Genomic DNA, 12,510 nt, shown 5'->3' with positions numbered 1-12,510 from the left:
CTCTCCAATCTTTTACATCAACAAAGCACTATATTATAAGTAATAAAAAGAATTGAATGATTACAGAGATTAAGAACGGGACAAATCCGGTCTTAATACGATAGCATTGTTTTGGTACACGTGTGAAACACTTTTTTGATCCTTATCTGTATTGACAGACATCATGACTCTAATACATTTCTCAAGACTGCCTGGTACCTCTATTTCCTTCATGCACATAACTGGCACATATGTCCAACCATCAATTAACCTTAAGGCTTTTGCAGGAAAACCAGCATTTAAATCAGAAGTTACAGAAATAAGAACAGATGCGATGTCCTCAGGTTGGACATCGTTTTCATCAACCATTTGTTCTACTAATTTTTTTGTATTTTCTACAATCAATTGATTACTATTTTCCTCGACCGTTGTTGCACCTCTAATTCCTCTAATCAACCTTTCACCAACTCTCTAAAAAAATTTTCTAAGAACTGGATCAGCTGTTCATCGTCTAATTGTTCGATAGTTGATTGTCCGATCGCCTTTAAAAGAACCATTTGAACCTTTAAATCTCTAGATTTCTTATCTTTTTTCATTCTATTTAATAAGACATACTTATCCACCCTAGACAGATGCAATGGATAATTATTTTTAGAAAGCCAATTATATAAGGTGTCATACGGAAGAGTAACACCGTAAACTTTTTCACTTACTTGAAGAGCAAATAGCATGCCTAATGCTACTGCTTCTCCATGTGTAATTTTTCCATATCCTAACTCAGCTTCTAGTGCATGTCCTAGTGTATGTCCTAAGTTTAAATATTTACGAATATTTCCTTCTTTTTCATCAGTTTCTACAATATTGGCCTTCACAGAGATTCCCTTTATCAGATGCTTCTTCAGTATTTGCGGATTAAATGTTGACAGGATATTTTGTTCCATCACTTGATTAAAGAAAGCTTCATCACTAATTAACCCATGTTTAACTATCTCAGCATAGCCGGAACGAACCTCTTTTTCAGGTAACGAATTTAATGTTTCCACATCATATACAACTGCTTGAGGTGGATAGAAATTACCAATTAAATTTTTCCCTTCAGGATGGTTAATGGCAACTTTTCCTCCTACACTACTATCGTGGGCCAAAATGGTAGTAGGAACCTGTACATAATCTATTCCTCTCATATACGTAGCTGCAACGAATCCAGCTAAATCCCCTACCATACCGCCACCAAGAGCTACAATTAATGAGTGGCGATCTAAACCATTTTCTATAGCGCTAGTCATCAGGTTAAAATAATTTTCAATGCTTTTGGAGGATTCACCAGCAGGCACAACTGCATAAGATACTTTTGTAGTTGTGCCAAATGAATGAATAACATCGTCCAAAAAGAGCTTCTCCACATGACTATCAGTAATTATTAGTACGTTTGAATATTCTTTTTCCAAAAAGCTTGGAAGCTTATGGCGCAATTTAACATCTACATATACATGGTAAATATTTGTACTCGTTTTAATTTCCAATGAACTCATTAGAAACACCTAATTTCTTCTCGGTAAGCATCCAATGCCTCTTTCAATTTAGGAAATTGATCATGTGGAAATTGTTCCAGTAAAGCTTTAGCCACTTCGAAAGCTACAACGTGTTCCATAACAACTGCAGCTGCTGGAACTGCACATGAGTCAGACCTTTCAATACTGGCATTAAAAGCTTCTTTTGTTTCAATATCAACACTCTGTAATGGTTTATAAAGCGTAGGGATAGGCTTCATAACACCTTTAACAACAATAGGCATTCCTGTTGTCATTCCACCTTCAAAGCCACCTAAACGATTCGTCTTTCTGTAATAGCCATTTTCTTTATCCCAAGCAATTTCATCATGTACCTGACTTCCATTTCTACGTGCTGCTTCGAACCCAAGTCCAAATTCAACACCTTTGAAAGCATTAATGCTTTGAACAGCACCAGCTATTCGTCCATCTAATTTTCGATCATAATGAACATAAGAACCTACACCAGCAGGCATCCCTTCAATATACACTTCGCAAACTCCACCAATTGAGTCTCCATCTTTTTTGGCTTTATCTATCGCATCCATCATTTTTTGTCCCGCTTTTGAATCAAGGCTGCGGACAGGTGAAGCTTCAGATACCTTAACCCGATCATCCATACTCATCTCTGGATATTCTTCAGCTTGGATACCAGCTATTTCGCGTACATAACCAACAATCTTGATATCTAAATTCGATAGTAAAGTTTTTGCAACGGCGCCCGCAGCAACACGCGCAGCTGTTTCACGTGCAGATGAACGTTCCAAAATATTACGAATATCTCTATGTCCATACTTTAATGCACCGTTTAAGTCCGCATGTCCAGGTCGAGGTCTTGTAACCGTTCTTCGGATTTTTTGATCTGTATCAATAGGATCTTCACCCATGACATCTACCCAATGCTTAAAGTCATCATTATGTATGACCATCGCAATTGGTGAGCCGAGTGTATAACCATGTCTTACACCACCTGCAATTTCTACTAAATCTTTTTCAATTTGCATTCTCTTTCCACGACCATGTCCTTTTTGTCGTCTTAATAAGGATTCATTTATATTTTCTTTCGTTAAAGGCATTAATGATGGGATACCTTCGACAATTGTTGTAAGTTGTTTACCATGTGATTCACCTGCTGTTAAATAACGCATGTTGTTCCCCCCGTATATTATTTTTGTACTACTATACCATACCTTTTGTATCCTGTGTAAAGCTATGACCAGAAAAATAACTTTATAATTAGATTTTTTTGAAAAGTTTTATTAATGTAAATAAAAAGAAACATTACTTACTGTTTTTGATAGAAAAATGTGTCTAATACTCGAAAATCATATTGGTGTGGATTAAATATTTGCTCTGTACTACCAACAAAAAACACTCCACCATCGAAGAGAGACTGACTAAACTTTTGATAAATGTTGTGTTTAGCTTCCTCCGTAAAGTAGATTAGAACATTTCGACAAACGATCAAATCAAAATTGGCAGGATATGGATCAGAAAGCAAGTTGTGTGATCGAAAAGTCACACATTTTTTTATGTTTTGATTAACTTGATAAAAGTCACCACTCCGTGTGAAGTGTATGTTTAACATGGATTTCGGTACGTCCTGCAAAGAATTTTCCCGATAACGTCCCATTCTTGCTTGATCCAATACATTTGCATCAATATCAGTAGCCAGAATTCGAATATTAGAAACATCGGTATATTGACTAAGAATAATTGCAATGGTATATGGCTCTTCACCCGTTGAACATGCAGCACTCCATATTTTTAATGGTCTGTTTTTTTTCACAAGCATAGGAACCACTTTTTCTTCAAGTACTTTCCACCGACTATAATTTCTAAAAAACTCTGATACATTAATTGTAATTTTATCTAAAAACTCATCGAATAGTTCTTGATCTTCAGAAATTGCTTGAAAATAAGATGAAAAATCAGAAAACCCTTTTTTATTTCGTAAAGACGTTAATCTACGTTTCATTTGGACTTCCTTATACAAAGATAAATCTATCCCTGTTTTTCTCTGGACGAGAATAATGAACTCATGATAATCCCCCATATATTTTCTCCTTAACCCTCATTCTATCTATGCAAATCAAATCAATTCAATTGATTGATAAATAGAAGCCCCAATTAGTATGCGTTTAGAGGTTTTTCCTAGATGTTGGACTTAAAACACTCAAACTGTGAACCGAATTACCTAAACATGCTTCTAAAAGTAAAAAAACACCTCGTACATGACGAGGTGGACATTAATTCTAACTAATAGATCCAACTATCTCCATCTTTCTTATACTCTATTAACTCTTCTGTATTAAAAAATAAGGAGATCTCTCGTTCTGCACTTTCAGTTGAGTCTGAACCATGAATAACATTTTTACCAACAGTTAGCCCGTAATCTCCACGAATCGTCCCTGGAAGTGCGTCTTGAGGATTTGTTTTCCCCATCATTTGCCTTGCTGTTGCAATTACATTTTCTCCTTCCCAGACCATCGCAAACACTGGTCCAGAGGTAATAAATGTAACTAAACTATTAAAAAAAGGCTTTCCTTCATGTTCAGCATAATGCTCTGATGCCAATTCACTGGATATTGTCATTAACTTAGATCCAATTAATTTGAAACCCTTTTTTTCAAAACGTGAAACGATTTCGCCTACCAATCCTCTTTGTACTCCATCTGGTTTAACCATTAAAAATGTTTTTTCCATTATAAACACCTCTCCAATATGTACTTGAAAGCGCTAATATTTAAATTTTAGCAAATAATGTACATCTAAACAATAAATTATGTTTTACGTTTACCAATATAAGTTGCTATATCTTGAAGTGTCTGTTTAGCACGGGTTTCTGGTAAAACACGGATAGATTCGTAAGCTTTTTCCAAATACCTTTCACTTAAAGCTAACGAGCGTTCTATTACGTCTGACGATTTAATATGGTTAATAAAAGGAATAATATCCTGTTGCGATATAGTATCCTTTTGTTCAAATAAGGATCTTAATTTATCATAAAAATCTTTATTTTCCATCGCGTATAACACAGGTAATGTGAGGTTTCCTTGTAATAGGTCACTTCCTGCTGGTTTACCCAATTGTTTATCTGATGAAGTAAAATCCAAAATATCGTCGATGATCTGATACGACATTCCAATATAATAACCATATCTGTATAATGCTCTTTCGTACTCTATTGGTGCATCTGTTGCAATTGCTCCTAATCGACAGCTTGTTGAAATAAGTAAAGCTGTTTTTCTTTTAATTCGTCTTAAGTACGTTCTCAAATTTTGCTTGACGTTATATTTATCCTTAATTTGTTCCATTTCACCAATACACAAATCGACCATTGTTTTTGCTAAGATTTGATGTGCTTTAGGTATTTCTAAGCTTGCCAAATTCTCTAATGAACGCGCAAAAATATAATCGCCGGTATACATTGCGATACGATTATCCCATCTTGCTTTAACGGTTGGTTTTCCTCTTCGCAACTCTGCTTCATCAATAACATCATCATGAACTAAAGAGGCCATATGAATAAGTTCTAATGATACTGCGACCGTTTTGATTTTATCTATATCAAAGGAACCAAATTTACCTGAAAGCAGAACAAAAACAGGACGAAGTCTTTTTCCCCCTGCTTGCAACAACTGAACAGATGCTTCCCGCAAAACTGGATTTTTTGCATTAATCGTTTTATTTAAGGCCTTTTCAATGGTATCAAGATCTTGTTTTAAATATGAATAGGTCATTGCTAATTTCATGTAGTTCACCTTTATGCCTTTATTTTTTGGCTGCATTAAAGTTAGGTGCTGATCTTTGACTCATCGTGTGAATCAAGATTTCACACGACTTTTCAGCTATGCTGAAAGGATGCCAAATGGAAATGAACACGGGAGAAAACTTGTTTTCTCCAAATGTTCATTTCCATTTGGCACAATCAGTCAAAAATATACTAAATATCAACATTAATCTTTAACAGAGCCTAATTTTCAGGTTTTTCTCCCATATGCATTGCAGCTACCCCGCCAGTATAACCTTTAACTTGAACATTGGTTAATCCTACTTGTTTAAATAGCTGTCTTAATTCATCTCTTCCAGGAAAATCCTTAGCTGATTCATGCAGCCAGGCATATTCTTTATAACTTTTTGCAAATAATCTTCCCAATAAAGGCATGATAAACCGAAAATAAAAGTAGTATAACTGCCTAAAGCCAATCATCGTTGGTTGTGAGGTTTCTAAACAAACCACTTTTCCTCCGGGTTTAACCACTCTACTCATTTCCTTTAATACTTGTAAATAGTCTGGGACATTTCTTAACCCAAAACCAATTGTGACAAAGTCAAACGTATCATTTTTGAAAGGGAGATCCATTGCATTCCCATGAACAAACTCCAATTGAGTTAACTGTAAATCTTTCTTTTTCTCTTTGCCAATAGAAAGCATATTTTTACTAAAGTCTAAACCAATAACCTTACCTTCTTTACCAACTGAGTTGGCTAAGGAAATAGACCAATCACCTGTACCACAACATACATCTAATGTTTGATCTCCTTTATTAACTTGCATACGTTTCATGACATCTTTACGCCAAACTTTATGTCGTTGAAAAGAAATAATCGAATTCATCACATCGTAACGATTGTAAATTTTCTCAAATACGTGATGCACACGCTCCTCTTTCGATTGTTGCATGTTGGTCAACTCTCTTCCATTACTTTAATGTTTTTACGTAAGTTGTCATACGTTAGTGCTTGAACATATGATTTTAACGTGTGCAAATGCATAGGTAAATGACTGAATGTATCTTCTACATGTTCTGTGTATTTATGAATAAACTTCTCTACAGTATAGATGATTTGATTATTTTGCAAATGTGTGCCTGGTCCCTTGGTTATTAGATCAAATATCGGAGAATTTCCTTTATCGAGATATCTATTTTTTTCACGTATTAGCTTCCTAATTAACAACCAATTCCCTGTGAACTCGCTATCATCCGATTGGTGCATATGTTGAGCAACTCGCAGGATAAGTAGAGATTCTAAATGCTTAAGAGATTCCATAAATGCATGTATTGACTTAAACTCTTTATAATAAAATGACACTTTATATTCATTAATTTCTTTAATAGCAGAAGCTAGTGTCTGAATCATTGGAATATCTTCTAATTTCGATAAGAGATAATAATATAGCCCACTATAATAATCACCGGCGAGTACAGTAAGTTGACGTTTTTTTCTTGTGATATCGGAATCTGTTTTTAAACTATTTTGTGATACTAGATCATGCGTATCTAACGCAATCTGAACCAGCATAGTTGTAATAACATAATTCTTTTTTTCTATTTCAGAATAATTAGTATGCTCAATTATAGATATTAAAATAAGTAACTTGTCCTCATCAATAACGGGCTTTTGAAGAAATTGTTTCAAATAGGAATGATGTAATTGTTCTTCTAACTCAACTTTTATTTCTTTCATTTTAACATTTGCTATACTCATGTTGATCACCCAATTCCTTTTCTATTATACCCGCTATTTTTTATTACTTACCATTTATAACATGAACATTTATTAGGTAGACGATATCTTCTCACGAAAAACAAATGGTTTAGTGTTTCCCTTTAGAAAATATCGTATTTTTAGTATAACATAACTTATGATAAATCATCGTTTATATGTAATCAAATAGAATGTTATTTCCAATAGCTATGTGCATTCATAAGAAAAAGGGTGCATTCGCACCCTTTCATGGCCCATATGTAAATCACTATTTTACATTATCTTTAAGGGCTTTACCTGGTTTAAAAGCAGGAACTTTACTTGCAGGGATTTCAATCTCTTCTCCTGTTTGTGGGTTACGCCCTTTACGAGCTGCTCGCTCACGTACTTCAAAATTCCCGAAACCAATTAATTGTACTTTGTCTCCAGCTTTTAGTGAATCCATGATAGATTCAAAAACTGCATCAACAGCTTTTGTAGCGTCCTTTTTTGAAAGCTCGCTTTTTTCAGCAACCGCATTAATTAAATCAGTTTTGTTCATGACATTCACCTCCTCCCAATTCACATTCAATGGCTCGAACAAATATGGTTATATTTCCATTTGTTCACCGTTTTTTCAATTTTTATACCTAAAGTCAGCAATTAGATGATGACAAGGCTTATATTAAACGAGATTTCGTGGAAATTCAACAAAAATTAACAAGAATAGTATAATTTTGTTCTTTTTTCCTATTTTTTGCCTCTCTCTTAATTTATATGAATGGTATCATAGATAGAATTCATATGCAAGAGGTTCAATTGGTTGGCACATAAGGGTTTGAGCAATTTTACCACATTTTCACTCCTTTTACTAACATAGTTTCTGTATTAGGATGATATTCCAATAAAGGCAGTATAGAAAACGCTTTATTCTATTTGAAACTTCTTACCACTTAGAAAAATATTTCACATTCATTTTTTAGTATGACAACAGAAACAGTAAACACTTTCTATGCGTTCAGCGGCTATAAAGCGCTTGGCAAAAGAAAAACGGCCTGTATAAACAAGCCGTTAAAGAATAATTGCTATAAGTCCACCTGATCCCTCGTTAATGATCCGTTCAAGTGTTTCTTTTAACTTATATCTCGCGTTCTCTGGCATTAGTGACAGCTTCGCTTGAATTCCTTCACGAACAATAGAGCTTAAAGACCTTCCAAAAATATCGGATTGCCAAATTGACAACGGATCTTCTTCAAAATCTTGCATTAAGTAGCGGACAAGCTCTTCGCTCTGTTTTTCTGTACCGATAATTGGAGCAAATTCAGATTCTACATCCACTTTTATCATGTGAATGGAAGGAGCTACAGCTTTTAACCGAACTCCAAACCTTGAACCTTGACGGATTATTTCCGGTTCATCTAATGCCATGTCTGTCAATGATGGAGCAGCTACACCATAGCCAGTTTGCTTAACCATTTGAAGTGCATCTGCAACTTGGTCATACTCTCTTTTAGCATTTGCAAAGTCTTGCATCAATTCTAATAGATGATCTTTTCCTCTAATTTCTTCACCGACGATTTCTTTTAATACTTGATCATAAAGATAATCTGGTGCCGCTAGGTCTATTTCTGCAACACCTTCCCCCATTTCCATGCCAGCAAGCTTTGCATTTTCAATATAATCATAAGCATCAAAGCTTCCAACAACTCTTTCAACATCCCGAAGTCGCTTAATATCTTTTACAGTTTCTTGGATTGCAAGTTGGTAACTTTCTCTTAACCAATGATCTTCATTTAAAACCATTACCCAGCTAGGAAGATTTACATTTACCTCAAGTACAGGAAACTCATATAATGCTTCTCGTAGTACATTATAAACATCATGGTCATTCATACTTTCAACACTCATTGCCAAGACAGGTATGTCATATTTGTCAACTAAATCCTGACGAAGTGTTTCTGTTTCTTGCTGATAAGGCTGTACTGAGTTTACTACCATAATAAAAGGCTTTCCAACTTCTTTTAGCTCTTCAACGACACGTTCCTCAGCTTCTACGTAATCTCCTCTTGGAATATCACCAATCGATCCGTCAGTTGTCACCACTACGCCCATTGTTGAATGTTCCTGAATTACTTTTCTCGTACCAATTTCTGCTGCATCATGAAATGGAATTGGCTCCTCATACCATGGTGTATTAATCATCCTAGGTCCATTCTCATCTTCAAATCCTTGGGCGCCATTAACCGTATATCCTACACAATCAACTAATCTTACGTTTACATCTAAACCTTCATCGACCTGTACAGAGACCGCCTGGTTTGGTACAAATTTTGGCTCCGTAGTCATAATTGTTTTTCCTGCTGCACTTTGTGGCAGTTCATCCTGTGCTCTAGCTCGTTCGCCTTCATCTGAAATATTTGGTAAAACGACTTGTTCCATAAATTTCTTAATAAAAGTCGATTTACCAGTACGTACTGCACCAACAACTCCTAAATAAATATCCCCATTTGTCCGCTTCGAGATATCTTTAAAAATATCTACTCTTTCCAAATAATCCCCTCCCGATCTACTCGCCATAGAGCAATTACGATTCTTTAACATTACAAGTCTATGACGTTGTCCTATCAAAATATGACTTGTTTATAATGAAAATATTAGAAAAACTTGGCTTATCGCTAAAGCCCTAATGGGGAAAGCCTTAGTATTACTCATACAAAGATTTTTTCAAAAAAATTCATGATGTCATTGGAATACTTTTATGTAGAATTCTTTGTTGGTTACCATGTACCTGGTTAAAATGAAAGATAAGCTAACTAAAAAACCTTGCCACATTATATGCAACAAGGTTTGAATTATTCCTTTATTTATTTTCGTTTACAAAGGAAGGCTCTCCATTTTTTATCGTATATGGAAGAGAATAGGCAGGTACGATTGGATAATTATCAGCAAGGATGAAACGAATATCGTCTCCTGTTTGATAATCATGATCATATGTCTGTAGAGCATCATATAAATCAACTCGATAATCGATATAGATGTTCCCAATCACATCCATAACAATTGGTAAATTATTCTTTGAATAAGGGCTTACAACGTACGGCTCCCCCTCTAATCCAAGTAATTCATGATTAATCGTATAAATACCATCCTCTATCTCTTTACCAAACGGGGGATAAGTATGCTTACTACGATATACATTAATAGCATGTTGTACACTTCTAAGTTTTTCTGTACTTCTTAGATCAATTACTTTAACTGTAGGATTATCCTCAGGATTAATTAATACATATTGGTAGTAACCACCATTTTCAAAAGCAGTTCCAGGTGTACTTGAAATTAAATTTTGTTGTTTAAGCTTAGAAAAATCAAGTAGATATTTTTGAAAAATCGGTGTATCGTTCGATTTAGTTTGTATAGGCACGAGCCCTTGATTCAAATCAACATATTGTTCAACAGCATCCTGTACCATTTGCAATTGAACATCATTTGGGACCTTGTTTTTTGTTAACTGATTATTAGGATATAAACAACCACTCAAAAAAAATATGATAATTACCGAAAAAGTTATGTGTTTCATCTTTTAGTCCCCCCTTAAGCTACCCAGTTGGTCCGCTCATAACAATATAAAAAATAATGATACTTCCAACGATAAAAAACAAATAAGCTAGTAATGCAACAATCGTTGCAAAAAAGCCCTTTAATTTATGTCTACTAAGTAGAATTAATCCAATAGCCAATAATAAAAAAATAATTCCAGCAAATGATATGTACATTTTTAACATTGGTATAGACATTAATAACCCCACTCCTTTACATTTAAAAATAGGTAAACATGTACGAAAGCAATCATTGGTTTAAATGTGCCATTAACTATGTGATCAGAAAGCTTGTCCAAGAATATAAGAATCAGTGATTTTTGCTTCAAGTATTATAACACAAATCTTATTTTCCGTACTTATTAACCGTTATTTCTGAAAAAACTTAAAATTTTACAACAAAAAACCGAGAGTAGAAGGGGCTAGTTCTACCTCGGCATGACTAAATAATACCCAAAGCAACCCTAAATTGAAATGCTTGTGCGATTTATTCTATGCCAATCATTTCATCTTTGTATCCTCATTTGCCCAAGTAAGAGCTATTTTTTAAAGAGCTGACTCAGTGTATTCATGTCTGAAGGAATATTTTTATTTGTAATGGATTCAACAATTTTATCTTCTTTTTCTTTAGAAATCGGTTTGCCAGCCATAGCTGCTAACTGTTTCACCAAACTTCTAACCGTTTCTTCATCAGAAAAATCAGCATTTTGAACCGAATTAGCAACATTTAATATTTCATCAGGCTTGATATCAGATTTTTTCTGTATTTGCTCGAACAAATTCTTTTGAAAATCGCTCACTTTTACTCCTCCTTGCCTTAATCATTCAGAATAGTATATGCAAGGTAGGTTGGGTCTGTTAATCATCTTTTTGTGCATAGCGAGCTGATAAAATAGTCGATAAATCTTCCATTTCATGTCTTCTTACCCTAGTCATCAATTGATCGACAACTGCTTTTGGTTTTTCATTTTCAAAGAGAATTCGGTATAAACCATGTGTAATTGGCATATCTACATTTTGTTGGGAAGATAATTCAAATGCTGCTTTGGTAGTTCTTACCCCTTCTACAACCATCCCCATTTTGTCCAACACTTGATTTAAGTCATTCCCTTTCCCCAATAGGTTTCCAGCTTTCCAATTCCTACTATGTACACTAGTACAAGTGACGATTAAATCACCTACACCAGATAGGCCAATAAAAGTTAATGGATTAGCACCCATGACTGTTCCTAATCGAGCAATTTCTGCAAGTCCTCTCGTCATTAAAGCAGCTTTGGCATTATCTCCATACCCTAAGCCGTCTGATACACCAGCCCCTAACGCAATAATATTTTTTAAAGCGCCTCCTAACTCAACTCCAATCATATCCGGACTCGTGTACACCCGAAAATTTTCGTTAATAAATAAATCCTGAACTCTCTCTGCTTGTGAAATTTTATCGGAAGAAACCGTAACCGTAGTTGGATGTCGTAAACTAACTTCTTCTGCATGACTTGGGCCAGAAAGAACAACAATATCTCCATCATAGCTATCTGCTAACTCTTCCTCTATCATTTCAGATACTCGTTTCCACGTACCGGGTTCAATTCCTTTTGTACCATGCACAACTGTCACTTCTTCACCCAAAAAATCCCTTAATTGTCTACATACTTCTCGAATCGCTTTAGTCGGAACAACGATAAGAATGGTTGATACGTCTTTAACTGCATCACTTAGATTATGGTAAGCAATAATTTGCTCAGGTATTTCAACACCAGGTAAATACCTTTCATTTTGATGAGTGCGATTAATTTCTTCTGCATGATGCTGATTATGTGTCCATAACCTCACTTGATGTTGATTATCTGATAATACAAGGGCTAAAGCTGTTCCCCAACTTCCTGCTCCCAACACTGCAATATTCTCCAAGGAAT

Annotated in this window: 14 protein-coding genes; all 14 read right to left on the bottom strand. The window is 34.9% G+C overall.

What is annotated here, in order from left to right:
• Positions 1-69: 69 nt before the first annotated feature.
• The gene (aroH, locus tag JOC48_RS01535; RefSeq protein ID WP_204497275.1) at positions 70-435 is read right to left on the bottom strand and encodes a chorismate mutase; all 366 of its coding nucleotides are present in this window, start codon (positions 433-435) and stop codon (positions 70-72) included.
• Positions 432-1,511 (bottom strand): 3-dehydroquinate synthase, encoded by a 1,080-nt coding sequence (gene aroB / locus JOC48_RS01530; RefSeq protein ID WP_204497274.1) that lies wholly within the window; start codon positions 1,509-1,511, stop codon positions 432-434. Before aroB ends, aroH begins: the two co-directional genes overlap by 4 nt.
• The gene (gene aroC, locus JOC48_RS01525) at positions 1,511-2,677 is read right to left on the bottom strand and encodes a chorismate synthase (protein ID WP_204497273.1); all 1,167 of its coding nucleotides are present in this window, start codon (positions 2,675-2,677) and stop codon (positions 1,511-1,513) included. The genes aroB and aroC overlap by 1 nt, the downstream gene beginning before the upstream one ends.
• Before the next feature lie 137 nt (positions 2,678-2,814).
• Positions 2,815-3,585, bottom strand: a complete 771-nt coding sequence (locus JOC48_RS01520) for a CheR family methyltransferase (RefSeq protein ID WP_204497272.1) — start codon at positions 3,583-3,585, stop codon at positions 2,815-2,817.
• Positions 3,586-3,788: 203 nt separating this feature from the next.
• Positions 3,789-4,235: a nucleoside-diphosphate kinase gene (gene ndk / locus JOC48_RS01515; RefSeq protein ID WP_204497271.1), complete on the bottom strand. Its 447-nt coding sequence runs from the start codon at positions 4,233-4,235 to the stop codon at positions 3,789-3,791.
• A 77-nt stretch (positions 4,236-4,312) separates the two neighbouring features.
• Positions 4,313-5,284 (bottom strand): heptaprenyl diphosphate synthase component II, encoded by a 972-nt coding sequence (gene hepT, locus JOC48_RS01510; RefSeq protein WP_204497270.1) that lies wholly within the window; start codon positions 5,282-5,284, stop codon positions 4,313-4,315.
• 221 nt (positions 5,285-5,505) lie between these two features.
• Positions 5,506-6,216, bottom strand: coding sequence for a demethylmenaquinone methyltransferase (gene menG / locus JOC48_RS01505; protein WP_204497269.1), 711 nt, complete (start codon positions 6,214-6,216; stop codon positions 5,506-5,508).
• A 5-nt stretch (positions 6,217-6,221) separates the two neighbouring features.
• The gene (locus JOC48_RS01500; protein ID WP_239584109.1) at positions 6,222-7,022 is read right to left on the bottom strand and encodes a heptaprenyl diphosphate synthase component 1; all 801 of its coding nucleotides are present in this window, start codon (positions 7,020-7,022) and stop codon (positions 6,222-6,224) included.
• Positions 7,023-7,290: 268 nt separating this feature from the next.
• Positions 7,291-7,563: an HU family DNA-binding protein gene (locus JOC48_RS01495; protein ID WP_204497267.1), complete on the bottom strand. Its 273-nt coding sequence runs from the start codon at positions 7,561-7,563 to the stop codon at positions 7,291-7,293.
• 509 nt (positions 7,564-8,072) lie between these two features.
• A complete protein-coding gene (gene spoIVA, locus JOC48_RS01490; RefSeq protein ID WP_204497266.1) occupies positions 8,073-9,551 on the bottom strand; it encodes a stage IV sporulation protein A in 1,479 nt (492 codons plus the stop codon).
• Positions 9,552-9,861: 310 nt separating this feature from the next.
• Positions 9,862-10,578, bottom strand: a complete 717-nt coding sequence (locus tag JOC48_RS01485) for a hypothetical protein (protein WP_204497265.1) — start codon at positions 10,576-10,578, stop codon at positions 9,862-9,864.
• A gap of 19 nt (positions 10,579-10,597) precedes the next feature.
• Positions 10,598-10,795, bottom strand: coding sequence for a DUF2768 family protein (locus JOC48_RS01480; RefSeq protein ID WP_204497264.1), 198 nt, complete (start codon positions 10,793-10,795; stop codon positions 10,598-10,600).
• A gap of 341 nt (positions 10,796-11,136) precedes the next feature.
• Positions 11,137-11,397, bottom strand: coding sequence for a stage VI sporulation protein F (locus tag JOC48_RS01475; protein ID WP_204497263.1), 261 nt, complete (start codon positions 11,395-11,397; stop codon positions 11,137-11,139).
• A gap of 58 nt (positions 11,398-11,455) precedes the next feature.
• Positions 11,456-12,505: an NAD(P)H-dependent glycerol-3-phosphate dehydrogenase gene (locus tag JOC48_RS01470; protein ID WP_204497262.1), complete on the bottom strand. Its 1,050-nt coding sequence runs from the start codon at positions 12,503-12,505 to the stop codon at positions 11,456-11,458.
• Positions 12,506-12,510: the final 5 nt, after the last annotated feature.

The organism is Aquibacillus albus (genome assembly GCF_016908325.1).
In the GTDB taxonomy this organism is placed as follows: domain Bacteria; phylum Bacillota; class Bacilli; order Bacillales; family Amphibacillaceae; genus Aquibacillus_A; species Aquibacillus_A albus.
The sequence above is the reverse complement of the archived record's forward strand: the minus strand, read 5'-3'. Positions and strand labels throughout refer to the sequence as shown.

Bases quoted from the DNA above. Each gene is read 5' to 3' on its own strand.
- aroB (WP_204497274.1), bottom strand. From the start codon at position 1,511: ATGAGTTCATTGGAAATTAAAACGAGTACAAATATTTACCATGTATAT.
- aroC (WP_204497273.1), bottom strand. From the start codon at position 2,677: ATGCGTTATTTAACAGCAGGTGAATCACATGGTAAACAACTTACAACA.
- JOC48_RS01520 (WP_204497272.1), bottom strand. From the start codon at position 3,585: ATGGGGGATTATCATGAGTTCATTATTCTCGTCCAGAGAAAAACAGGG.
- ndk (WP_204497271.1), bottom strand. From the start codon at position 4,235: ATGGAAAAAACATTTTTAATGGTTAAACCAGATGGAGTACAAAGAGGA.
- hepT (WP_204497270.1), bottom strand. From the start codon at position 5,284: ATGAAATTAGCAATGACCTATTCATATTTAAAACAAGATCTTGATACC.
- menG (WP_204497269.1), bottom strand. From the start codon at position 6,216: ATGCAACAATCGAAAGAGGAGCGTGTGCATCACGTATTTGAGAAAATT.
- JOC48_RS01500 (WP_239584109.1), bottom strand. From the start codon at position 7,022: ATGAGTATAGCAAATGTTAAAATGAAAGAAATAAAAGTTGAGTTAGAA.
- JOC48_RS01495 (WP_204497267.1), bottom strand. From the start codon at position 7,563: ATGAACAAAACTGATTTAATTAATGCGGTTGCTGAAAAAAGCGAGCTT.
- JOC48_RS01485 (WP_204497265.1), bottom strand. From the start codon at position 10,578: ATGAAACACATAACTTTTTCGGTAATTATCATATTTTTTTTGAGTGGT.
- JOC48_RS01480 (WP_204497264.1), bottom strand. From the start codon at position 10,795: ATGTCTATACCAATGTTAAAAATGTACATATCATTTGCTGGAATTATT.